At 49.7% G+C, this 25,282-nt stretch carries 19 protein-coding genes and 1 pseudogene; 14 read left to right on the plus strand and 6 right to left on the minus strand.

Annotated elements, in window-relative coordinates:
• Positions 1–212: 212 nt before the first annotated feature.
• The 5 genes from ABLU50_RS12860 to yegD all read right to left on the minus strand — a co-directional run bounded on the left by ABLU50_RS12860 (position 213) and on the right by yegD (position 5,538).
• Positions 213–824, minus strand: a complete 612-nt coding sequence (locus ABLU50_RS12860) for a LuxR C-terminal-related transcriptional regulator (protein WP_087832106.1) — start codon at positions 822–824, stop codon at positions 213–215.
• A gap of 116 nt (positions 825–940) precedes the next feature.
• Positions 941–1,081, minus strand: coding sequence for a small membrane protein (locus tag ABLU50_RS12865; protein WP_140414657.1), 141 nt, complete (start codon positions 1,079–1,081; stop codon positions 941–943).
• A gap of 237 nt (positions 1,082–1,318) precedes the next feature.
• A complete protein-coding gene (locus ABLU50_RS12870; RefSeq protein ID WP_087832107.1) occupies positions 1,319–2,026 on the minus strand; it encodes a response regulator transcription factor in 708 nt (235 codons plus the stop codon).
• A gap of 14 nt (positions 2,027–2,040) precedes the next feature.
• Complete coding sequence (locus ABLU50_RS12875) at positions 2,041–3,897, minus strand: sensor histidine kinase (protein ID WP_087832211.1); 1,857 nt, start codon at positions 3,895–3,897, stop codon at positions 2,041–2,043.
• A gap of 288 nt (positions 3,898–4,185) precedes the next feature.
• A complete protein-coding gene (yegD, locus tag ABLU50_RS12880) occupies positions 4,186–5,538 on the minus strand; it encodes a molecular chaperone (RefSeq protein WP_087832212.1) in 1,353 nt (450 codons plus the stop codon).
• 138 nt (positions 5,539–5,676) lie between these two features.
• On the opposite strand from yegD, the gene alkA reads away from it, so the two are divergent.
• The 4 genes from alkA to asmA all read left to right on the plus strand — a co-directional run bounded on the left by alkA (position 5,677) and on the right by asmA (position 9,831).
• The gene (gene alkA / locus ABLU50_RS12885) at positions 5,677–6,525 is read left to right on the plus strand and encodes a DNA-3-methyladenine glycosylase 2 (RefSeq protein WP_048325112.1); all 849 of its coding nucleotides are present in this window, start codon (positions 5,677–5,679) and stop codon (positions 6,523–6,525) included.
• A 114-nt stretch (positions 6,526–6,639) separates the two neighbouring features.
• Positions 6,640–7,281, plus strand: coding sequence for a uridine kinase (udk, locus tag ABLU50_RS12890; protein WP_002912442.1), 642 nt, complete (start codon positions 6,640–6,642; stop codon positions 7,279–7,281).
• A 90-nt stretch (positions 7,282–7,371) separates the two neighbouring features.
• Positions 7,372–7,953: a dCTP deaminase gene (gene dcd, locus ABLU50_RS12895; protein ID WP_004151145.1), complete on the plus strand. Its 582-nt coding sequence runs from the start codon at positions 7,372–7,374 to the stop codon at positions 7,951–7,953.
• 30 nt (positions 7,954–7,983) lie between these two features.
• A complete protein-coding gene (gene asmA, locus ABLU50_RS12900; protein ID WP_049003005.1) occupies positions 7,984–9,831 on the plus strand; it encodes an outer membrane assembly protein AsmA in 1,848 nt (615 codons plus the stop codon).
• Positions 9,832–10,245: 414 nt separating this feature from the next.
• Here the strand turns inward: asmA and ABLU50_RS12905 are convergent, their stop codons facing one another.
• Positions 10,246–11,829: a TerC family protein gene (locus tag ABLU50_RS12905; protein WP_023318705.1), complete on the minus strand. Its 1,584-nt coding sequence runs from the start codon at positions 11,827–11,829 to the stop codon at positions 10,246–10,248.
• Positions 11,830–12,587: 758 nt separating this feature from the next.
• Between ABLU50_RS12905 and galF the strand changes: the two are divergent.
• From galF to ABLU50_RS12955, 10 genes and pseudogenes are all read left to right on the plus strand, one after another.
• Positions 12,588–13,516: pseudogene (galF, locus tag ABLU50_RS12910) on the plus strand (GalU regulator GalF).
• Positions 13,517–13,876: 360 nt separating this feature from the next.
• Positions 13,877–14,506 (plus strand): phosphatase PAP2 family protein, encoded by a 630-nt coding sequence (locus ABLU50_RS12915; protein ID WP_087832108.1) that lies wholly within the window; start codon positions 13,877–13,879, stop codon positions 14,504–14,506.
• Positions 14,507–15,462: 956 nt separating this feature from the next.
• Positions 15,463–16,896 (plus strand): capsule assembly Wzi family protein, encoded by a 1,434-nt coding sequence (locus ABLU50_RS12920; RefSeq protein ID WP_087832109.1) that lies wholly within the window; start codon positions 15,463–15,465, stop codon positions 16,894–16,896.
• Positions 16,897–17,041: 145 nt separating this feature from the next.
• Entirely contained in the window at positions 17,042–18,178 is a 1,137-nt protein-coding gene (locus tag ABLU50_RS12925; protein ID WP_085551319.1) for a polysaccharide export protein, read from the plus strand.
• Positions 18,179–18,180: 2 nt separating this feature from the next.
• Entirely contained in the window at positions 18,181–18,618 is a 438-nt protein-coding gene (locus ABLU50_RS12930) for a protein-tyrosine-phosphatase (RefSeq protein WP_032730794.1), read from the plus strand.
• A gap of 14 nt (positions 18,619–18,632) precedes the next feature.
• Complete coding sequence (locus tag ABLU50_RS12935) at positions 18,633–20,780, plus strand: polysaccharide biosynthesis tyrosine autokinase (RefSeq protein ID WP_087832110.1); 2,148 nt, start codon at positions 18,633–18,635, stop codon at positions 20,778–20,780.
• A gap of 123 nt (positions 20,781–20,903) precedes the next feature.
• Positions 20,904–22,001, plus strand: coding sequence for an EpsG family protein (locus tag ABLU50_RS12940; RefSeq protein ID WP_087832111.1), 1,098 nt, complete (start codon positions 20,904–20,906; stop codon positions 21,999–22,001).
• Positions 22,002–22,030: 29 nt separating this feature from the next.
• Entirely contained in the window at positions 22,031–22,873 is an 843-nt protein-coding gene (locus ABLU50_RS12945) for a glycosyltransferase family 2 protein (RefSeq protein ID WP_160326455.1), read from the plus strand.
• 27 nt (positions 22,874–22,900) lie between these two features.
• Positions 22,901–24,058, plus strand: coding sequence for a glycosyltransferase (locus ABLU50_RS12950; protein ID WP_087832113.1), 1,158 nt, complete (start codon positions 22,901–22,903; stop codon positions 24,056–24,058).
• A gap of 53 nt (positions 24,059–24,111) precedes the next feature.
• The gene (locus tag ABLU50_RS12955) at positions 24,112–25,266 is read left to right on the plus strand and encodes a glycosyltransferase family 4 protein (protein ID WP_032730789.1); all 1,155 of its coding nucleotides are present in this window, start codon (positions 24,112–24,114) and stop codon (positions 25,264–25,266) included.
• Positions 25,267–25,282 lie beyond the last annotated feature (16 nt).

Below are 25,282 nucleotides of genomic sequence, written 5' to 3' on the forward strand. Positions count from 1 at the left end.
CGTCAGGGGCAATGTGACGAAGTATCAGTTTTCCTCGTAAATAGTCTTTTTTCTTATATAAAGGCGCGCGGTAACGTCTTTATACCGAGGAAGCGTCAGAGTTTAACGTTATGTCTGGCAGCGCTGGCGCTTTTTTAGCATCCTGTGGCTATTTTCGGATTTACTACAATATCGCCAGGCGAATATCTTATTCTCTTCTGCTCGCTATTTAGCTACCAGCGCTCTCGTAACAGATTCATAAACTGGAAAAAGTCATGGTTATTATTCAGACTGTATTTTTCCATAATCTTATTTTTATGATAGGCGGCGGTACGGGGACTGACGCGCTGCAGGGCGGCGATTTTACTCATATCCATCCCTTCGAGAATACCGTGCACCACGGCGGTCTGCGAGCGCGACAGCACGCGGTGCGGGCAGCTGGCGCAGCTGAGTTCCCGACCCGCGGCGTCGGTGGCTGACGGGCTCATACAATGCTGGAGCTCGCTTTTAATGATCGTCAGCAGTTGCGGAATACTGGCGGTTTTTAGCGAAACAAAAATAACCCCTTTGAGGCAGTTAATCATGAAATCATCTTCCGGCAACTGGTCGTAGCTGTGGAGGATAATCAGCGAACTGCCTTTTTTCCTGTTTTTAATCAGCGTATTGCACAGGTAGATTTCGCCGGGGATCACTTCGCAAATGATGATGTCTTCCCCTGACAGGTCATTATTACGCCAGGAAAAACGCGCCCGTATTTCGCCCTGCGTGAGGTCATTGACCATAGCCATCAGCGATTCACGGACAAAGCTATTGCGGGTGTTGATGGTGACATTAATGTTTCTCATGGCGTTATTTCCTTACGCAAAAACATAACGCCATGCTGTGACACATCCTCCGGGCGTATGCGGTGTGTTGACTGTATTAAAGTGCCTACAATATGTTTTTATTATTCTACAGTGAATTATTTACGACGCATTGAACGCTTATCGTTGAAGGTAAATTTCTGCCGTCTCCTGTCTTTCAGATAGGAAATAAAACTGTATACAGAGATGCTGAAGAAAAAAATGCATAGCAATAAAATTAACCACGTTTGCATGGCCATTGTTTATACCTTGTTTGTGTTGCATGGTGTCAGAATTTGCCGCGAACGGCTAATACGTTTTGTTATATGCTTTTCTGTCCGATGAAAATCATACGACATCATCCTGATGTAGTAGCACTATAAGAAAGTTCTTAAGGTTATCGTCAGTCTCATTCCTCTCATTTCTCTCAGAAAATGAGAAAAATTAACACTTGCGAGCCATTCATATCCCGCGCGGCCGCCGACATGCCCCGTCGTTCAGGAGATAAAAGCCAGCCCCTTACCAAAAATTGCGCGTACGGGCAGATGGATCCCCTGCTGGCGAGCCTTGTGGCGCAGGCGGCTAACCACCACGTCGATACGGTGCAGGTCAGGCTCGCTTTCATGGGCAAACAGGCAAGCATGAAGATCCAGTTTGCTACACACTTCGTTGCGATTGCGCATTAAGAGTTCCACCAGGCGATATTCCTGCTGGGTTAATTCCAGCGTCCGGGCGTCCGGGGAGATCAGTTTATCCTCATGCAGACGCCACAGTCCGGTGGCGGGAACGGGAGCGGGGGCGGCGCTGGCCATCTCTGGCTGCTGAGGGGCCGGCCGATCCTGTTGCAGGCGGGTGCCGAGGGCGGTCAGGGTCTCCGCGAGATGGGCGAAGTTAACCGGCTTGATCAGATAGGCATCGGCCCCGAGGCTCAGCGCCTGCAGTTTATCCTGCTGTTGGCCGCGGGCGCTGACCACCACCAGACCGTAGTGCCCCAGCTCGTGCAGGTAGCTCAGCACGCTGAAGCCATCCTCGCCGGGCAGACCGATATCAATCAGCACGATGTCCACAGGATGGCTGTGCAGTTGCCGCCAGAAGGCCTCAGCGCTCCGCGTCCCCCATACCTCGAAGCCGCGATAGCCCAACCAGGCCAGCAGTTCATCCAGCAGATCGGGGTTATCTTCAATTATCGCCAGCCGTAAAGCCATGCGTCGTTCTCCTCTTAAGCAACCGTGGGGAGGGTGAGAATAAAGGTGCAGCCGTCCGGGCCATGCTCGGCCAGCCACAGTTTGCCATCATGAGCCTGCACGATCTGACGCGCAACATACAGTCCGAGACCGGTTCCGCCCGGCACCGGCGACGTATGTTCCCCGCGGCGATAGCGCTCAAAGATCAGTTCCGCCTGTCCGGCGGGGAGCCCAGGACCGTAGTCGCGAATGCGCAGCTCTGTTTGCCCGGCATCAGCGTGAATATCGATGGTGATTTCTCCCGGCGGCGAATACTTGACGGCGTTATCCAGCAGGTTAGCGATGGCGATGCACAGCAGGCCGGCATCGGCCTGCAGCTGGGGGCTTTCCACCGCGCCGTGATGGTGGATGTTCAGGTAGTGATCATGGGAGATGGCCACCACCGAGGCGGCCATGTTGATCACCGCCAGCAGGGCGGTCTGCTGGCGGTCGACGTGCAGATCGTGGGAGGCGAGGCGCGCGTCGGCGAGGCAGTTATCGGTGAGCTGTACCAGACGGGTAGTGGCGCGGCCGATGCGATCGAAGCGCGCCTCCTGGCTGGCGGAGGCCGCCGAGAGGCGGAGATTCTCCAGCGCCGCCTGGATCACCGCCAGCGGGGTGCGGAATTCGTGCGCCACCATGCCCATAAACTGCCGCTGGTGGAAGCTGGCCTCGCGCTCAATCTGCAGCTCGCGCGCCAGGCGCTGCTTCTGCTCCAGCTGGCGGTTTTCAGCCCGCACCCGCAGGATGGCAATGATCAGCACCGTAATAATGTGGACGATCAGCGCGTACTGCCAGAGGGAATAGATCGCCATATGAAACGGGATAATCCCATGGATCGACAGCTGCACCAACACCGCGGCGGCGACATAGAACGGCGGCAGGAGCCCCAGCAGGAGGGTGTTGCGGTCGATAGCTTTTTTGCGCCACAGCCACCAGGAGGTGAACAGCAGCACCGGGGTGATAATGATGAAGACGACCCCTTCAATCTGCATCGCGAGGCCGTAAAAACCCAGCGGAATACTGACCTGCAGCAGCAGGTTGAGCACCACGGCGGCGATCAGCAGCCGGTAAAGCCGCGGCATATTTTTATTTAAATCGAATATCTCACTGTGCAGCCAGAGGGCGGTGGCATAGCTGAACAGCGAGAGGCTGCTGATCATAAAGTCCTGGAAGGGCAGTGCGGCGTGGCCGAAGAACCACTCCGGGAAGCCGTGCAGGGCAGCCACCAGCGGATAATTGAGCGAGAAGAAGCAGATGCCCCATAGCAGACGCCGGCGCAGGGCCAGGGCCAGCCACAGCGCCACGCCGCTGGCGACCGCCGCGAGACCAAAATAGAAGCTCCAGAAGGCGGTGTCGGCGGCGGCCCGTTGCACATAGGCCTGCGGCGAGGAGAGCGAGGCTAGCAGGATCAGAGTGCTGGTGCTCTGCAGACGAAAGACTATCTCATAGCCGGCGGCGGTCGGCGGCGGAGGGAGGATCAGCACGCTTTCCCGATAGTGAAGATCGCTCTCGCGGGCCGGGTCACGGTCGCCAAAGGTACGCGCTGTCCACGGGGCATCGCTACCCAGTGGCCGGTAATAGAGGGTCAGGTGATCGACAAAAGAGGGGCCAATCTGCAGCCAGCGCGACTCGCCGGCAAACCAATCACCCGGCAGCTCGCTGCGCAGCCACAGGGTTTTGCGTGAATAGCCGAAGGAGGGGATTTGCCGGGTGGTGGCGAGCCGGTCCGCGGGCAGGGCAGTAAAACCATCGATGGTCATCCGACCGCTGTCGTCCGCGTACCACTGGACCGGAATATCAATGCCCACCTGGCGCGTCGCCGCCTGCGCCTGTGGGGCGGCCAGCAGCAAGAGCAATCCGCAGCTGACCAGCCAGCCTGCCAGGAACTGCGGCCGGCAACGCCGGACCGCCGCGAAAATCGCAGACACCCTTTTCAATCACGCCCCCTTGCGGCATGCAAAGATTACTGACCGCAGACGACTGGCTACGGTATGGATAATACGCCCCCGGAAGCGGAGGAAAGTGGACTGGCCTGTCCGGAAGAACAGGCCATTTTGCGTGGGAGACCAGGAATATTCCAGCGTAATCTGCAGCGCCACGATCAGGACAGACCTGCTGCGCGGCAGCGCCGGGGGGGACTAGCGGAAAACCACCTGCGCCCAGCGGGCCAGCCCGGCGGTTACCGAGCCAAAATCATCGCCACCGGCCAGCGGAATACCGGGCAGCCGGGCCGCCAGAGCCTTTTTGATCAGCGGCGAGCGGGCGCTACCGCCGGTAAGATAGATCACATCCGGGGTGGTCTGGCTGCTGTCGAGGGCGAGCTGCACCTGCTCCATAATGCGGGCCAGAGGCTGATCCAGCGCCGCTTCCAGACCCTGCTGAGCGATATCGGTAGCCAGCTCGTCCTGAATAAACGGCAGCGCGGTCTCAACGCGGGCGGCGCTGGAGAGGGCGATTTTGCTCTCTTCGGCGCTGCGCACCAGGCGATAGCTCAGACGCTGACGCCAGACCTTCAGCAGCAGGGCCACCTTATCGGCATCCCGGGCGCTGCGCAGCAGGTCGTTCAGCAGTCGGCCATTGGCGGTACTGTAGAAATCGCTCTGCGCCGGGACGTCGTTGATCGCCACCGCATTCCACCACGGGAGGATCGGCAGCGCGGTGCCTTTCTCCGTTTCACCGCCCATGCCGAGAAGGGGCATCAGGCATTTAAAGGCCAGGGCAATGTCGAGGTCGTTACCGCCGATGCGGCAGCCGCTGTGGCCGAGCAGGCTCTGCTGGCGGTCGGCGCGCTCCCGCCACTGCGGACCCATCAGCAGCAGGGAACAGTCGGTGGTGCCGCCGCCGATATCGACGACCAGCACCCGCTTCTCTTCATTGAGGGTAGCTTCGAAATCCAGGCCGGCGGCCACCGGTTCAAACTGGAAGACCACGTCGCGAAAACCGGCTCGGAGGGCTGCCCGCTCAAGGATCCCCTGCGCCTGGGCGTTGGCGTCGTCGCCGCCGAGGCCCTGGAAGTTAATCGGTCGGCCAATCACCGCCTGGTCAATCTGCTCGGGCAGCTGGCTTTCCGCCTGCAGTTTGATGTGCAGCATCATGGCGCAGACAAGGTCTTCAAACATGGCCACCTGCTGCGGCTTGAGGCCGCTGGCGCCGAGGAAGGACTTTGGCGATTTAACGAAGTAGACCTCTTGCGGATCTTCAACATATTGATGCAGTGAGGCGAGGCCGAACTGCACGCTGTTGCGCAGCACCTCGATGTCTTCGTCGCGGTTGGCGGCAATCGCCCGGCGCAGCAGCGCCTGGTTTTCATCGCTGTGGGTGGGGACGTCATGATGGCGATAGAGCCACTCGCTGACCGCTTCGCGCGTCGGCGCGCAGAGCATCGAGGGCAGCAGCGCGCTGCCGTTTTCCAGCGTCAACAGCTGGGGCTTGTTTTCCCGCATCACGGCCACCGAACAGTTGGCGGTGCCGTAGTCAAAACCAATAAACATCGTCTGCAAAATCCCCATGCCGGTGAAGAAGGGGGGGCGACTTTAGCGGATCGCCGTCATGGCGACAACCGGAATTTAAAAGCAAGGCGCTGACGGTGAAGGGCGACTATCATTGAAACGCTATATAAAGGAGAGCTTATGGTGTTGTTACCCTGGACCCCGCCTTACGACTGGGCGTGGATGGTTGGTTTTCTGCAGGCGCGTGCGGTCGCTGGCGTCGAGCGTTTTCATGACGGCGGCTACAGCCGCAGCTTTCGCGTAGCAGGCCACGGCGGGCTGATTCATCTGGCGCCGGACGAGGAGGCGCAGGGCCTGCGGGTGACGCTCTCCCCGGGGCTGCAGCCGGTGGCTGAGATCTGCTATGCGCGAATTGGCCAGCTGTTCGATCTGGCCTGCGACCCGCAGCAGGTCGCTCGCACGCTGGGCGACCTGGCGCAGGCGCGACCGGGGCTGCGCCTGCCCGGGGCGCTGGACGCTTTCGAACAGGCGGTGCGCGCGGTGCTCGGCCAGCTGGTGAGCGTGGCGATGGCCGCCCGGCTCACCGGCAAAGTGGCGGCCGGCTGGGGCGAACCGCTGGCGGACGCCCCCGGCTATGCCTTATTCCCGACGCCGGAGGCGCTCTCCCGGGCCGATCCGCAGGGGCTGAAGGCGCTGGGGATGCCGCTTCGCCGCGCGGAGGCGCTGATCCACCTCGCCCGGGCGGCGCTCAGCGGCGAGCTGCCACTGACGGCGCCGGCGGATATCGACGCCGGGCTGCGTCAGCTGCAGACTCTGCCCGGGATTGGCCGCTGGACGGCAAACTACTTTGCCCTGCGCGGCTGGCAGGCGAAGGATATCTTTTTGCCGGACGACTACCTGATTAAACAGCGCTTTCCGGGAATGACGCCAGCCGCCATCGCCCGCTATGCCCGCCGCTGGCAGCCGATGCGATCTTATGCGCTGTTGCATATCTGGTATACCGATGACTGGGCGCCGGCGGCGGAATAGCCGTCCGGGGCGCATACCACTGGTATCGGGACGCTGAAATCCCTATAATTGCCGCGTTTGGCGGTCCGCCGCCACCCTCCATCTCTATCCAGGTTAATCAGGTCGCAAAAATTTATGACTGATATGTCCCATCAGTGCGTCATTGTAGGTATCGCCGGCGCATCGGCTTCTGGCAAAAGTCTTATTGCCAGTACTCTCTATCGCGAATTGCGTGAACAAGTTGGCGACGAACATATTGGCGTCATTCCGGAAGACAGCTATTACAAAGATCAAAGTCATCTGTCGATGGAAGAGCGCGTCAAAACCAACTATGACCACCCGAGCTCAATGGACCACAGTCTGTTGTTCCAGCACCTGCAGATGCTGAAAAGCGGCCAGCCGATTGAACTGCCGGTCTACAGCTACGTCGAGCATACCCGCACGCCGAACACCATTCACGTCGAGCCGAAGAAGGTGATTATTCTTGAAGGGATCCTGCTGCTGACCGACGCGCGTCTGCGTAACGAACTCAACTTCTCTATTTTCGTCGACACCCCGCTCGATATTTGCCTGATGCGCCGCATTAAGCGCGACGTAAACGAGCGCGGCCGCTCCATGGACTCGGTGATGGCCCAGTATCAGAAAACCGTGCGCCCGATGTTCCTGCAGTTTATTGAGCCGTCGAAGCAGTATGCCGACATCATCGTGCCGCGCGGCGGCAAAAACCGCATCGCGATTGATATTCTGAAGGCCAAAATCAGTCAGTTCTTTGAATAACCTGGCCGAATTGTGTAACGTGCAAAGAGTAGCCCTGTTGCCCTCTCCGCCGCGAAGCGTGCGGGAAGCAGCCTTATAAGGAGAAAGCCCATGCGTCTGTGTGACCGAGATATTGAAGCCTGGTTGGATGAAGGGCGACTGGCCATCAATCCGCGCCCGCCCGTTGAGCGTATTAATGGCGCGACGGTTGATGTACGGCTGGGTAATAAATTCCGCACCTTCCGCGGCCACACGGCGCCGTTTATCGATTTAAGCGGCCCGAAGGCCGAGGTCAGCGCCGCGCTGGACCGTGTGATGAGCGAAGAGATCGTTCTGCCGGAAGGGGAGGCCTTTTTCCTGCATCCAGGCGAACTGGCGCTGGCGGTGACCTACGAGTCGGTCACCCTGCCTGCCGACCTGGTGGGCTGGCTTGACGGACGCTCCTCGCTGGCGCGCCTGGGGCTGATGGTGCACGTGACTGCGCACCGCATCGACCCGGGCTGGTCCGGCTGCATCGTGCTTGAGTTCTACAATTCCGGCAAACTGCCGCTGGCGCTGCGCCCGGGGATGCCCATCGGCGCGCTGAGCTTTGAACCCTTATCGGGCCCGGCGGCGCGGCCATATAACCGCCGTGAAGACGCCAAATATCGCGACCAACAGGGCGCGGTGGCGAGCCGAATCGACAAGGATTGATAACGTCAACGGGGTGTTGCTGAGGGTGCCATGAGACGAATACTGACAACGCTGATGATCCTGCTGGCGGTCATTGTCGCCGGGCTTACCTCGTTGGTATTGCTGGTCAATCCCAACGATTTTCGCGCCTATATGGTGCATCAGGTGGCAGAGCGCAGCGGTTATCAGCTTGAACTCGATGGCCCCCTGCGCTGGCACGTCTGGCCGCAGCTCAGCATTCTCAGCGGGCGCATGACGCTGACCGCCCGAGGTGCCGAGGAGCCGGTGATCCGCGCCGACAACATGCGCCTCGACGTGGCGCTGTTGCCGCTGCTTTCGCACCAGCTGCAGGTGAAGCAGGTGATGCTCAAGGGGGCGGTGATCCAACTGACCCCGAAAACCGAGGCGGTTCGCGACAGCGCCGCGCCGGTGGTGCCGCATGACAACACCCTGCCGCTGGCTCCGGAGGACCGCGGATGGTCCTACGACGTGCGCCAGCTGCAGGTGGCCGACAGCGTGCTCTTCTTCCAGCATGAGAACGGCGAGCAGGTGACCGTGCGCGACATCCGCCTGCAGATGGAGCAGGATGAGAACCACCGGGCCACCGTCGATTTCTCCGGCCGCGTCAACCGCGACCAGCGCGACCTGGCGCTGAGCTTCTCCGCCACCGTGCAGGGTGGCGACTATCCGCACTCGTTAAAAGCCGACTTTAGCCAGCTCAGCTGGCAGCTGCGCGGCGCCGAGCTGCCCCCCGACGGCATCAATGGTCAGGGGAGCCTGCAGGCCAGCTGGCAGGAAGATAGCAAGACTCTGCGCTTTGATAATCTGAACCTGATGGCCAGCGGCAGCACCCTCACCGGCAACGGCAGCGTGGTTCTGGGAGACCGCCCGGACTGGTCATTGGATCTGCATGCCACCACCCTGAATCTCGACAGTCTGCTGGCATCCTCTTCGCCGGCGACCGACAGCAGCGCCAGCCAGCAGGGCCAGAGCCAGACGCGACCGCTGCGTCCGGTGATCGCCGACAGCGATGAGCGCGAAGATTATCAGAGCCTGCGCGGTTTTAACGGCCGGATGGCCCTGAGCGCCGACCAGCTGCAGTGGCGCGGCCTGAACTTCACCCAGGTGCAGAGCGAAATCAGCAATCAGCAGGGGCTACTGACGGTCAGCAAAATGCAGGGCACCCTCGACGGCGGCCAGCTCTCCCTCCCCGGGACCCTTGATGCCCGCGGCGACACGCCGCAGGCGACGTTCCAGCCGGCGCTGCAGAACGTGGAGATTGGTTCGCTGATCAAAGCCTTCAACTATTCATTAAGCCTGACCGGCAAGCTGTCACTGACCGGCGAGTTTTCCGGAACGCGCATTGACGCGGATGATTTCCGCCGTCACTGGCAGGGCCAGGCGCAGCTCCAGATGACCGATACCCGAACCGAAGGACTTAACTTCCAGCAGCTGGTGCAACAGGCCGTGGAGCGCAGCACCAACGTGCGGGCGCAGGAAAACTATGACAATGCCACCCGCCTGGATGCCGTGAGCAGCCAGCTCACGCTGGATAACGGGCTGGTGACGCTGAACCGCCTGCAGGGGCAGTCCGATGTGATGGCGATGACCGGCGAAGGTCAGCTTGATTTGCAGAAAGAGAACTGCGATATGCGCTTTAACGTGCGCGTGCTCGGCGGCTGGAAAGGCGAGGGCAAACTTATCGACCGCCTGAAACAGACCGCTATCCCGCTGCGCATCTATGGCGACTGGCAGTCGCTGAGCTACAGCCTGCAGGTCGACCAGATCCTGCGCAAACAGCTGCAGGATGAAGCGAAGCAGCGCCTCAACGACTGGGTCGAACGTAATAAAGGTAGCAAAGAGAGCAAAGACGCCAAAAAGCTGCTCGATAAGCTGTAATCGTCCAGACCAGCAGCCCGGGACTACCGGGCTGTGAGCATGTCGTCAAAGTAGGATGTCACGTGGATGCCGGGCGGCGGCTAGACCTGATCCCGCCAGGGTTGTGCGATAGGGGTAATCCCCCGGTTTGTGTCGCCGTCCCGTAGGCCTGATAAGCGAAGCGCCGTCAGGCAGTGTGGCGGCTGTAGAGCATCAATTCCCCGTGATGAGAGAATATCGTCAAAGTGTGATGTCACGTTAACGCCGGGCGGCGGCTACGCCTGACTCGGCCTGGGTTGTGCGGTGGGGGAGTCCCCCGGTTTGTGTCGCCATTCCGTAGGCCTGATAAGCGAAGCGCCATCAGGCAATAAACAGGGTACCTGGCTATCAATTTTACGGCCCGGGATACCCCGGGCCGTTATTTATCCCTTAGGATTACACCTCATAATCCAGCTCATCCTGCTTTACCGGCGGGACGATCTGCACCTTTTGCACCCGATGGCTGTCGACCTGCAGCGTGCGCAGGGTATAACCGTCAATCTCAATGGTTTCTCCCACCTGCGGCACATGCTGCAGATACTCCATCAGCAGACCGGCAACGGTGTGGTACTCACGCTTATCATCCAGCGGCAGCGGAACGTACTGCACCAGGTCCTCCAGCGGCATATGGCCGTTGACCGTCCATGAACCGTCCTGATGATGCTGAATATCGTGCCGGGCGTCGATCTCCTCCACCTCGTTGGGCAGGTTGCCGGCGATGGTCTCCATCACGTCGCTCAGGGTCACAATCCCCTCGACGGAGCCAAACTCATCCACCACAAAGGCAAAGTGGGTGCGGGCCTGACGGAACTGCTCGAGCGCGGAGAGGAGCGGCAGCCCCTCAGGAAAGACCAGCGGTTGGCGCACCAGCGCCTGCAGATCCAGCGGCTCCTGGCGCAGGGACTGCTGGAGCAGGTCGATAACATGCACCACTCCCAGCAGGTCTTCATTATCTTTCCCGCCGGTCACCACCAGGCGGGTATGCTGATTTTTTTCCACCAGGCTGCGGATCTCTTCCTCCGGCGCACTGAGGTTGATGCGCTCGATATCATGGCGGGAGGTCATAATACTGCTGACGCTGCGCTGATTCAGGTTCAGCACCCGCTCAATCATCAAGCGTTCCTGCGGATTAAACAGCGGATGATGATCCTGATCGGCGACTAGTGACGCCGTGTCAGCATCCAGTTCAGCTTTTTCTTTCTGACCGCTCAGCAGGCTCATCACCGCCTCGGTGGTGCGCTGACGCAGCGTCATATTGGCGGAAAGAAAGCGACGGCGGTTAAACAGCGCCAGCTGGTTAAGGGCTTCAATCATCACCGAGAAGCCAATTGCCGCATATAAATAGCCTTTCGGAATAATAAAGCTGAAGCCTTCAGCAATCAGGCTGAAGCCGATCATCAGCAGGAAGCTAAGACAGAGGATCACGATGGTCGGGTGGCTGTTAACAAAGCGCGTCAGCGCCTTGCTGGCCATCAGCATCAGGCTGATGGCGATAACCACGGCGGCCATCATCACCGCCAGGTGATCGACCATGCCGACGGCGGTGATCACCGAGTCGAGGGAGAAAATGGCGTCGAGCACCACGATCTGCGCCACCACGGCCCAGAATTTCGCCCCTTTGCGCTGGGTGGGGTTATCGCTGTCTTTCCCCTCCAGCCGCTCATTAAGCTCGACGGTCGCTTTGAACAGCAGGAATAAGCCGCCAAACAGCATGATTAAATCGCGGGCGCTAAAGCTGAAGTCGCGAAAAGCAATTAACGGTTTGGTCAGGGTGACCAGCCAGGAGATAGAGGCCAGCAGCAGGAGACGCATGACCATCGCCAGCATCAGACCAGTGATCCGCGCGCGGTCGCGCTGGGCGGGCGGGAGCTTTTCGGCGAGGATAGCGATAAAGACCAGGTTATCGATGCCCAACACCAGTTCGATAACCACCAGCGTGACGAGACCTGCCCAGATTGACGGATCGGCAATCCATTCCATATGTATTAAAACCTGTACGACTGCGGTATGTGTTACCACGATCATGGATAAGATGAGTCTAAAATGCAATAACGACGCGGATATCGCCCTGCCATGGATGGATATATTTCCAGCACATAAAGCGAACCGACAAGAATTATGTTCCGGTAAAGAACAGTGAAAAAATAACACCATGGCGACTGCTCTGGAATAAGCGAGCCGGTATCAGAACTTTTTCGGCTGCGTATCAGCGAGGGCGGTAAAAGGGCTTCATCCCACGGTTCGTTACGGCGAGCATTGATGCGCACAGGAGAAGCGAAGCGCGAAGCCCGCTCACAAAACCGGCAAAATTCATATTATGAAGTGAGCGCAGAATAGGGCAGATCGCAGTTCATAGACGCCGAATTGCGGTAATATGTCACCATATCTGGCTGTTTATGCTGAAATATATTGTCTGGCTAAATTTATTATCTATATCTATTCTTTGCGGGCACAGGCACAGCGTGGCGGGCCCGGCGCCCCGGAAAGCCCGCCTGGCGCGCCTCTCCGCCACATGGCGTGGTGCAGGAAACGAGCCGCTGAATAACCTGAACGAAAATAAGATTATTCTCAGCTCTAACTGTTGGTAAATGGAAGTTGTGTGTATTCTTTTAGGTGACAGTGAATTTAAGAATTTGGCGGGCAGATGCCCGGGCAGTATCCGTGTATTATCAGTTTCAATGGATTTGTGACATGTACAATTTTGCATAACTGCGTGTTTTGCAACCAAACAGGTGAAGATGAATATGGCGAATTTGAAAGCGGTTATTCCGGTCGCAGGACTAGGCATGCATATGCTGCCGGCCACAAAGGCAATTCCAAAGGAGATGCTGCCGATCGTTGATAAGCCAATGATTCAGTACATCGTTGATGAAATCGTCGCCGCCGGGATCAAAGAGATTGTCCTGGTGACGCACTCCTCGAAGAACGCGGTGGAAAACCACTTCGACACCTCCTACGAGCTGGAAGCCCTGCTTGAGCAGCGCGTGAAGCGCCAGCTGCTTGCGGAAGTCCAGGCCATTTGCCCGCCGGGCGTGACCATCATGAACGTGCGCCAGGCACAGCCGCTGGGTCTGGGCCACTCCATCCTCTGCGCCCGCCCGGTAGTCGGAGACAACCCGTTTGTCGTGGTGCTGCCGGATATCATCCTCGACGGCGGCACTGCGGACCCGCTGCGCTATAACCTCGCCGCCATGGTCGCCCGCTTTAACGAGACCGGCCGTAGCCAGGTGCTGGCGAAACGCATGCCGGGGGATCTCTCCGAATATTCCGTGATTCAGACCAAAGAGCCGATGGTGGCGGAAGGGCAGGTTGCGCGTATCGTTGAGTTTATTGAAAAACCGGACGAGCCGCAGACCCTGGACTCCGACCTGATGGCGGTGGGCCGCTACGTGCTGTCGGCGGATATCTGGGCCGAACTGGAGCGTACCGAACCGGGTGCCTGGGGCCGTATCCAGCTGACCGACGCCATTGCCGAACTGGCGAAGAAGCAGTCCGTTGACGCGATGCTGATGACTGGCGAAAGCTATGACTGCGGTAAGAAAATGGGCTACATGCAGGCCTTCGTCACCTACGGAATGCGTAACCTGAAAGAGGGTACCAAATTCCGCGAAAGCATTAAAAAACTGCTGGCCTGAACGCCAGCCTGAGACCGAGCGGCAGGCTCTGAACATCCGTCCTGCCGCTCATAACGTTATGCAGAATTTATTCATAACGTGAATGTTATAACGATTGTAAAGAAACGTATGGCTTCGGAGACTTCTGGTAGTTTGTCTCTGGCCTCTGTGGTGCAATGGTCGGAGTAGCGGCAATAATGCTTTATGAATAGTCACTTAGTGCGACAATTCCTAAAGTGCAGGGAAAGTGGTCAACGTCAGCCAAAAATAAAACTTGACTGCGATCATGTTTCCGCTTTAAACATCTCACTTGCATGCATAAAAATGTGAAATGAATTGGCATGCGAGCTGGTACAGACATTACGGATAATCCCTGAGCACGGCAGTGGACATCATCGAAGGATCACAGGTATATGAACTGGCAACTCATCTCATTTTTTGGCGATAGCACCGTTTTGCTGCCCAGCGCAGCGGCGCTGTTTATTGTCCTGATACTGCGTAAAACGTCGCGGTTGCTGGCGTGGCAGTGGAGTTTGCTGTTCGGCATCACCGGCGCCATTGTCTGCGCCTCCAAACTGGCCTTTATGGGCTGGGGACTGGGTATTCGCGAGCTGGATTACACCGGCTTCAGCGGCCACTCAGCGCTCTCCGCGGCCTTCTGGCCTATCTTCTTATGGCTGCTCAGCGCTCGTTTTTCGGCGGGTGTGCAAAAAGCAGCCGTCGTCACCGGCTATGTTTTGGCCGCTGTGGTGGGCTATTCACGGCTGGTCATTCATGCGCATTCCGTCTCGGAAGTGATTGCTGGCCTGCTGCTCGGTGCTGCTGGCAGCGCTTTGTTCCTGCTGCTGCAAAAACGTACCACCCATTCGGAAAGCGTGAGGATTTCCTGGGGCGGCGTCGCGTGCCTGGTGATGGTCCCCCTTATTCTGTTGCATAGCGGCAATAAAGCACCGACTCAGTCCCTGCTGGGGCAAATCGCCACTACAATTGGGCCGCTGGATAAACCCTTTACTCGAACTGATCTACATAAGCAGGTCTGGTAATCGCCATTTATTTTACAGGGGAAATTAAGTTTTCGCCGGTTAATTAGACAAATAAGAAAATAATCTACTATATGCCAGGCAATTGATAATTCATATTTATGAAATAATGAAGTGCTACTACATTGCTATTTCATATTCGCCTGGATACAGCGGGTATGAGACGTTTCTTAAATGCACTGAGAAAGGACCTGGAGCACGTCTGCTGAATATTCTGATACCAGGAAACTATTAGAAATTGTAGTTGACTTAGACGCCATCATTTGATTATTGAATGACGCGACCTTTCCGTAAAATATCTTGTTTTACAAATGGTTAGCTTCATGCTTGATAGTGTGGCAACAACGTGACACTTTATGGCCGTTTACGTAGTGAATAATCTTAAGGGTTGATCCGCTTATTTTCGCCAATAAAAGGGCAAGCAGCATTAATTGGCAGATATTCGGCAGCAAGACTCCCAATTGTGACCGAAATCCCGTAGACTTAACGCCGCAAAAAATAAAGGCCTGACCAATTTATCACCCATAGGCCGATTAAATAAGCCGTTCAGGTAGTCAGTGCGCTGGTAGCTGTTAAGCCAGGGGCGGTAGCGTCGCTGAAACCACTTGCTGCAACACAAAACACCTTCTTTGAGCGGCTATAAAAATCGACACACTATCGGTGATAAACGCTATGAGATATCTATGTTGCTTATCAGATATCCTCAAAAAGGGTCAGGAGCGGCTGCTGATATCACCTTTAAACCAACTTTCCTGTCTCATCGATAGCCTGTAGGGTAAAATTCGCCTACATTGTGAGCTGGGTGGATGTTATAAGGCTAACAAGCAGCTTAGGGTAACTGCACTTGCCTCGCCGGTGTTGCACAGTGAAGTCAGCTGGTGCCGCGAGCGCTTTCTATCTTGGTATTCCCCTCATTCTCATTGAGATACGACAGCGGGGCTGAAAATGGATCTTGTACAATGATAAAAATTGCGCGCATTGCCGTGACGTTGGGTTTGCTTTCCTCACTGGGAGCCCAGGCTTACGCGGCCGGGTTAGTAGTAAATGATAACGATCTGCGAAACGACCTTGCCTGGCTTTCCGATCGCGGGGTCATCCATCTGAGCCTGTCGACATGGCCGCTGAGCCAGGAAGAGATTGCCCGGGCGTTAAAAAAAGCCAAACCGTCCTATTCTTCTGAGCAAGTGGTGCTGGCTCGTATTAACCAGCGACTGTCTGCCTTAAAAGCGGATTTCCGGGTCACCGGCTATACCTCAACCGACCAGCCGGGTACCCCTCAGGGGTTTGGTCAGACGCAGCCGGCAGATAACTCGTTAGGCCTGGCGTTCAACAATAGCGGCGAATGGTGGGATGTCCACCTTCAGGGTAACGTCGAAGGGGGTGAGCGGATCAGTAACGGATCTCGCTTCAACGCCAACGGTGCATACGGTGCGGTGAAATTCTGGAATCAGTGGCTCTCCTTTGGGCAGGTTCCGCAGTGGTGGGGGCCGGGCTATGAAGGCAGCCTGATCCGCGGGGATGCCATGCGGCCGATGACCGGTTTCCTGATGCAGCGAGCCGAGCAGGCGGCTCCAGAGACCTGGTGGTTACGTTGGGTGGGGCCATGGCAGTATCAGATCTCCGCCAGCCAGATGAATCAATATACCGCGGTACCCCATGCCAAAATAATCGGCGGACGTTTCACCTTTTCACCTTTCCAGTCTTTAGAGCTAGGCGCATCACGCATTATGCAATGGGGTGGGGAAGGGCGACCGCAATCATTTAGCAGCTTCTGGGATGGCTTTACAGGGAAAGACAATACCGGAACGGATAACGAACCGGGGAACCAACTGGCCGGCTTTGACTTTAAGTTTAAACTCGAGCCGACGCTTGGCTGGCCGGTCAGTTTCTACGGACAGATGATCGGTGAGGATGAATCTGGTTACCTGCCTTCAGCAAATATGTTCCTCGGCGGGATTGAAGGGCACCACGGCTGGGGTAAGGATGCGGTTAACTGGTACCTGGAAGCGCATGATACGCGCACCAATATGAGCCGGACCAATTACAGTTATACGCATCATATCTATAAGGATGGCTACTACCAGCAGGGTTATCCTCTGGGTGACGCAATGGGCGGGGATGGTCAACTCGTTGCCGGTAAGGTTGAGCTTATTACGGAGGATAACCAGCGCTGGAGTACACGCCTGGTTTACGCCAAAGTTAACCCGGAGAATCAGTCGATAAACAAAGCATTCCCTCATGCTGATACCTTGAAGGGGGTCCAGCTGGGTTGGAGCGGAGATGTTTATCAATCGATCCGTCTGAATACCTCACTGTGGTACACCAACGCTAACAATAGCGACAGCGATGACGTTGGGGCTAGCGCAGGGATAGAGATACCGTTTAGTTTATAAGGCTGAATGCTGAAAACATGGGAGAGAGGGTGGTAGCGCTGCAGGACGCAGTCAGCTTTTATCTCTCCACAAGCCGGCAGGGAAGCAACGGCTATGACAGCTGCTCAGGAATTGGCAAATTTTGATTTACTGATGATGTGACATTATGAAGAAAAAACTTGTTAGATTTTCGGCATTAGCGTTGGCGATTGGGTTTTTATCGGGTTGTACCATTATCCCTGGTCAGGGATTAAACAGTCTGCGGAAGAACGTAGTTGAGCTGCCGGACAGCGATTACGATCTGGATAAACTGGTAAATGTGTACCCTATGACACCGGGGCTTATCGATCAGCTTCGTCCAGAAACCGTTCTTGCTCGTCCAAACCCACAGTTGGATAATTTACTACGCAGTTATGAATATCGCATTGGTGTGGGCGATGTATTGATGGTTACTGTTTGGGATCACCCGGAGCTGACAACGCCTGCAGGGCAATACCGTAGCGCCAGCGACACTGGTAACTGGGTCAACTCCGATGGTACCATTTTCTATCCATATATCGGTAAGGTGCAGGTGGCGGGTAAAACCCTAAGCCAAGTACGGCAGGATATTGCCAGCCGTTTGACCACCTATATTGAAAGCCCGCAGGTTGATGTTAGTGTTGCTGCATTTAGATCACAAAAGACATATGTGACAGGTGAGGTTATGAAATCTGGCCAGCAACCGATAACCAATATTCCGTTGACAGTAATGGATGCAATAAATGCTGCTGGTGGGCTGGCTCCAGATGCAGACTGGCGAAATGTTGTATTAACACATAATGGAAAAGATACAAAAATATCGCTGTATGCCTTAATGCAGAAGGGGGATCTCACCCAGAATCATATGCTGTATCCTGGTGATATTTTATTTGTACCACGTAATGATGATCTTAAAGTATTCGTCATGGGGGAGGTTGGTAAACAATCGACGATGAAAATGGATCGAAGTGGTATGACACTAGCCGAAGCAATTGGAAATGCAGAAGGTATGTCGCAAGCATTTAGTGATGCGACCGGAGTATTCGTAATTCGGCAAATAAAAGATGATAAAAAAGGTAAAATTGCAAATATTTATCAGTTAAATGCTCAGGACGCATCTGCAATGGTTTTAGGCACAGAGTTTCAGCTGCAGCCTTATGACATCGTTTATGTAACAACTGCACCATTGGTACGGTGGAATCGCGTAATTTCTCAACTAGTACCTACAATTACAGGAGTACACGATATGACGGAAACTGTAAAATATGTTAAGGAATGGCCATAATTATGTTTAATTCTATCCTAGTCGTTTGCACAGGGAATATTTGTCGCTCACCGATTGGTGAGCGCATATTGAAACAACTATTACCTACCATGCAAGTTGATTCTGCTGGAACGGCGGCTCTTATAGATCACAATGCTGATAATAGTGCTATAAAAATTGCTAAAAAACATGGGATATCACTAGAAGGTCATAAAGGCAAGCAGTTTACAGCAAAACTTGCACGTAATTATGATTTGATATTGGCTATGGAAAAAATTCATATCAATCAAATTGAAAAAATAGCTCCCGAAGCAAGAGGTAAAACAATGTTATTTGGGCATTGGCTAGAAAATCGGGATATTCCCGATCCGTATCGTAAGAGTGATGAAGCTTTTGCTTCAGTATTTGTTTTGATACAACGCTCTAGCCAGCTTTGGGTAGAAAAGCTTATTAAGGCCTAAACAGGAAAAAATTGATGTCACAAGTTAATGAGAAAACTAAAGATAACGATGAAATCGATTTAGGACGTTTAATAGGAGAGTTAATAGATCATCGTAAGTTAATTATATCTATAACAACTCTTTCTACGTTGATTGCATTAATATATGCAATATTTGCAACCCCTATTTTTCAAGCTGATGCTCTTGTTCAGATTGAACAAAAACAAGGCAACGCTATTTTAAATAGCCTTAGTCAAGTATTACCTGATTCACAACCGCAATCAGCGCCAGAAATCGCTCTTTTACAATCACGAATGATTCTAGGTAAAACCGTCAATGACTTGAACTTACAGATCAATGTACAGAGGAAGTATTTTCCACTAATTGGCAGAGGATATGCTCGATTAACGGGACAAAGTGCTGGCGAAATAACTGTAGGGATGCTTCATCTTGAATCCCAAGATCAAACAGAGACGCCAGATATTACATTGAAAGTGGCGGATAGCCAGAAATTTATAATTGAATACAACGGAAATGAAGTTAGTGGTAATGTAGGAGAACTAATCAAAAAAGCAGGATTGACGATCAGAGTTGATTCAATTGATGCAAAAGAAGGTTCAGTATTCGAGATTAATTATGTAGATCAGCTCAAAGCAATAAGAAATCTTGGTACATCTTTTAAAGTTACAGAACAGGGAAAAGACACTGGTATATTAAGCCTAACGTTAACTGGCGAAAATCCAAAATTAATTGCCACCATTTTAAATGATATCAGTGAAAACTATTTAGCACAAAATATTGCTCGTCAGGCTGCTCAAGACGCAAAAAGCCTTGATTTTTTAAATGAACAACTTCCTAAAGTTAGGACAGAATTAGATATCGCAGAAAGTAAGCTTAACGAATATAGAAAACAAAAAGACTCTGTTGATCTTTCTATGGAGGCAAAAAGTGTTCTAGATCAAATCGTTAATGTTGATAACCAACTGAATGAATTGACCTTCAGAGAAGCCGAAATATCTCAGCTCTATACACGTGAACATCCGACATATAAGGCTTTAATGGAGAAAAGAAAAACGTTACAGGATGAGAAAAATAGACTAAATAAGAAAGTTAGTGTAATGCCTTCCACTCAACAAGAAGTATTAAGACTCAGTCGGGATGTAGAGTCTGGTCGTGCTGTATATCTACAATTATTAAACAGACAACAAGAATTAAATATTGCAAAATCAAGTGCGGTAGGTAATGTAAGGATAATTGATCAAGCTGTTACTAATCCCAAACCGGTCAAGCCCCAGAAAATAATGATTGTTCTGATTGGCATAGTCTTTGGTTTATTCATTTCAATGGGGCTTGTCCTTCTCCGAGTATTTTTGCGAAGAGGAATTGAATCTCCTGAACAGTTAGAGGAAGCTGGTGTAAGTGTTTATGCCAGCGTCCCAGTGTCCGAATGGTTGATGAAAAATATTGATAAAAATAAAAGAAAGAAAAATGAATCCACAATTTTATTAACAGCAGAAAATCCAGCTGATATGGCAGTCGAAGCGATTAGAAGCCTTAGAACAACCTTGCATTTTGCTATGCTAGAGGCGAAAAATAATGTTTTAATGATTTCAGGGGCAAGCCCAAATGCTGGTAAAACCTTTGTAAGTACAAATCTCGCTGCAACTATTGCTTCAGCAGGCAAAAAAATATTGTTCATTGATGCCGATCTCCGAAAAGGATATGTTCATAAAATGCTTGGTGGAGAACAAGTTGGATATGGTTTATCAGATATACTATCAGGTCAAAAGGATGTGAATTCTGTTATTAAAAATAGTAGAGAAGGTGGCTTTGATTATATCGGGCGAGGGCAAGTGCCACCAAACCCAGCTGAATTACTAATGCATACTAATTTCAAAAAGTTTATAGAATGGGCATCAAAAAATTATGAATTGGTTATTATAGATACACCACCAATTTTGGCAGTAACTGATGCTGCAATTATTGGACAATATGTTGGTACAGTGCTTCTAGTGGCTCGTTATGAAGAAAATACAGTAAAAGAAATTACAGTTAGTATTAGAAGATTTGAACAGAGTGGAGTGGCAGTCAAAGGATGTATACTGAATGGAGTAGTGAAAAAGGCTAGTAACTATTATGGTTATGGTTATCATGACTATGGTTATACATACAAGAATAATTGATTTTATCTAAAACACCGTGACTTATATTTTATAAGTCACGGTGTTATTAGTTCTATTTTTTACGTAATGATAAGCTAATTAAATTAAATCAAACTAAATTGAATTAAATGGAGGGGGATTGTAATGGAGGTGTATTTTTTATTAATATTTTCATGTGTGATATTTTCATTAATCTATGACTATATAAATCAAAGACTTGTAAAAAATATATTAGCACTAGTTCTTTTTATTGTACTAGTTAGTGTGCCCGCATTACGTAATGATACAGTTGGGTCAGATTCAAGAATGTATGCCGAATTCCTGACATATAATTATTCTATTTTAGAGTGGGTAAATCAGGGCATAGAAATTGGTGATGGTGCAATATATTGGCTAATCAGTAATTTATTCGGGCAACAGTATTTTTATTTGTTTTTATTTTATGCGCTAATAATAAATTTTTTATTTTTGTATACAATAATCAAATTAGAAAAAAAAATTACAATTGCAATAGTAATTTTACTGCTATATGGAGGCATGTATTTTGTTCAGTTGAACAATTTAAGACAAACAATGGCTGTCGCTTGGTTTATGTTAGCCATAGTATATCTAATCGAAGAAAAATACATAAAAACATATATTATCTTAGTGGTTGCAATATTATTTCATTATAGCGCAGCATTCTGCCTTTTTATTCCGGTAGCATATTATCTAATGAAAAAAAGATACTGGATGGTGTACTTTACAAGTGTAATTTCATTTTTCTTACTTTCCGTAGCATCTCTGTATATAGCTAGTTTCGTATCAGGGTTTGACGCATTAGAGAAATTCTCAAGATATTCCGTAGATGCCGATAATTCATCAGGTCAAAAAATATTTATTGTAAATTTGGTGTTTTTTGTCCTAACATTTATTGTGGTTAATTTTAAGGAATTGATAAAAGATAAGCTTGCTGCCATGTCATTTTATCTATGCTCAATAACATTAGTTATACAATTTTGTGTGGCTTTTTTAGGTTTATCTAGTTTGGGGCTTGGGCGCCTATATCAATATTTTATTATAGGCTATGTTTTTTACTTTCCATATGTTATGAAGCAAATCACCCCTGAAAAAAGACCATTTCTTTCATGGAGTGTGTTTTCATTTTTATTGATATATATATTTTTTTATATGGTTGTGTATAACAATGGAAAATATATACCGTATGTGATGAATGACGATTTTTCTATTAATATATTCTAATGGTTAAGTAGATGAACATATATTGTTTGATGACGGTTAAAAACGAAATAGACATTTTACCTGATGTGATCGACTCCGCATTGCACTGGGCTAATAAAATTATCATTTTAGATAATAATAGCAAGGACGGCTGCACTGAATATATTCAAAAAATTAGTAATGAAGATGAAAGAATAATCTTTTGGGGAGTATATAAAGGGCCATTTACGGATGCAATAAGACAAAGAGTTTTTCAAGATTTTAAACATATTGCCAATGTTGGTGATTGGTGGTGCAGATTAGATGCTGATGAAATTTATATTGATAATCCTCGCGTTTTCCTTGAGGGCTTAAATCATACAGTTGATTATGTCAAGTGTGCAAGTTTCCAGTATTATTTGACAGAGGATATGGTTACATCTGGTATTGATAAAAATTATAAAGACTTATCTCACTATAAATGTAACTGGAGTGAGATAAGGTTTTTTAAATTTAAAAAAGATACTATCTGGTTACCTAAAATGAACTGGCCGATCAATATTTATAAACCAGCGGATAATTTCGTTAGATTGAAACATTTTCAATATAGAAATATACAGCAAATAAAGCAAAGAATTGAAACTAGAAAGAATAACACAAAAGATAATAACATTTTTTATCATGATAAAGCGAATGGTGCTGAATGGTTCTCAATCAGAGGTTTTAAAATTCCTGATGATACAGCCTATCTAGACGCAAAAGTTGTTACTTATTCAGATTTGGAAAATAGTAAAGAATATATAATACCCGAGCACTTCAAAACGAAATTTTATGATAAAACAAATTTTTTAAAATTACTTCAGAGAAAGTTAGTTACATTTGTATTTAATAGGTTCTTTAGCAAATACATTTAATAAATTTATAAATATAGGTTTTATATTATGAAGATACTTCATGTTTCAGATTCGTTTGATGGTGGAGGCGCCGAAGCGGTATTCAGAGATACTATAAAAGTATCAGAGTCGTTAGGAAATACAAATTACATCATATACTCCGATGAAAAAACCGATCCAATATCCTATATTTATTCCTTTAAGAATTATAAACGGATAAAAAAAATCCTTAATAACAAACCAGATATAATTCATTTGCATTCATATTATCATTATCTATCACCCTCTGTATTACATGCAATAAGGAAATATAAAGAAAAGAATGCATGTAAGGTTATATTTACTGCACATGACTATCATTTTATATGTCCCAATAGTGGTTTTCAATATTTTAAAAATAATCAACGATATAACTTCGATGCATTCGCGGGTTCCCTTAAACTTCCAAATGGTGGGCTTTATGACCATAGAGGTATAGCCTATTCAATGCTTAAGTATGTTCAACATAAACTTGCATATGATGTTATGCGTTTGGATGATGTCATTGATATCATAATTTCTCCAAGCGCATTTCTTAAACAGGTGTTTGAAAATTATGGTGTAAAAAAGAAAATAAATGTTATAAGGAATCCGGTGAGTTTTCCAGCTTCGGATGAGCGTTCTACTATTTTAGAGAGCAATGAGTCTAATAGGACAGTTAGGCTTGTCTATGCAGGGAGACTATCTGAAGAAAAAGGTATTTTGGAGTTTTTTTCTGTTCTAAATGAGAGAACAACAATAGAGGTCATCTTTGATATATTTGGGGACGGATCTTTACGTCAATTACTAGAATCTGTGCCAGTGAGAAAAAACTTAATAGTCAATTTCAAAGGTGCAGTTACACGAGAAAAACTTGTACATAATTTAAAAAATTATGACATCTTTGTGCTGCCTTCAATTTGGTATGAAAATGCACCGATTTCTATAATAGAAGCTGCAGCTGCGGGTTTGCCTGTTATATGTCCAGGTTACGGTGGCTTACGTGAAATGGCGGAATTAACAAAAAGGTATGGTTTTTTTGAGTATAATAGTAAATCGGAGTTAGATACTTTGCTACTGGAAAGTAAACGATTTAGCGGGCAGAATTATTTACTTGATAAAGATGAGTTTTCATATGAGAACTACAAATTGAAGTTACGGGCATTATATAAAGAATGTAAAATCTAATTTTAAAAATTATGACTATAATTTGATGTTAAATTGCCGGAGAGGAAGAAAACATGGAAAATAAATTAAATATCGGCATTGTTGCGGATTGGTTAGTGACTTTTGCTGGTGCAGAGCGAGTTATTGCAGAGTTTCTTGAACTATACCCTGAAGCTGATTTATATGCGGTAATAGAATTTTTGCATGAAGAAAATAAAAAATTCATTCATAATAAAAAAGTAAATACCACATTTATTCAATCCTTACCATGGGCGAAAAAAAAATACCAAAATTATCTTCCATTAATGCCGCTCGCTGTTGAACAGCTTGATGTTTCTGGGCATGATATTATTTTATCGAGCAGTCATGCAGTAGCAAAAGGGATTTTGACGGGGCCTGATCAATTACATATTAGCTATGTGCACTCCCCAATAAGATATGCTTGGGATTTACAGCATCAATATTTACGAGAAGCAAAACTCGAAAAAGGAATAAAATCATTATTTGCAAAAATAATTTTACATAAAATGAGAATTTGGGATTATCGTACTGCAAATAGTGTTGACCATTTTATTGCTAACTCACATTTTATTGCGCGTAGGATAGCAAAAATTTACGGAAGAAAAGCTGAAGTAATTTATCCTCCAGTCGATGTTAATCGTTTTAACGTAAAAGAAAAGAAAAATGATTTTTATTTGACGGCTTCGCGATTAGTTCCCTATAAAAGAATTGATTTGATAGTGGAAGCTTTCAGTAGTATGCCAGATAAAACTCTTGTTGTAATTGGCGATGGGAGCGAAATGAATAAAATAAAAAGTAAAGCGTCGAGAAATATTGAGATTTTGGGCTATCAACCAAACGAAGTTTTGGTTGATTATATGCAAAATGCCAAAGCTTTTGTATTTGCAGCAGAAGAAGATTTTGGTATTACTCCTGTTGAGGCGATGGCATGCGGTACACCTGTTATTGCCTTCGGAAAAGGCGGAGCGTTAGAAACAATTAGACCTCTTGGTGAAAGTGAACCCACAGGGATTTTCTTCGACTCACAGCTCGTTTCTGCTGTAGCTACTGCCGTTGAAACTTTTGAAAATAATATTCATATGTTTACTTCTGATAATTGCAGAAAGCAAGCATTAAAATTTTCTGCAGATAGATTTAAACACGAGTTACAAATGAGTATACAAAAACAATGGGAAACATTTAGCAGTAATAAAAAAATCATATATTAATAAATCATATTACGGT

This window comes from Klebsiella sp. GG_Kp173 (genome assembly GCF_040062415.1).
Classification (GTDB): domain Bacteria; phylum Pseudomonadota; class Gammaproteobacteria; order Enterobacterales; family Enterobacteriaceae; genus Klebsiella; species Klebsiella quasipneumoniae.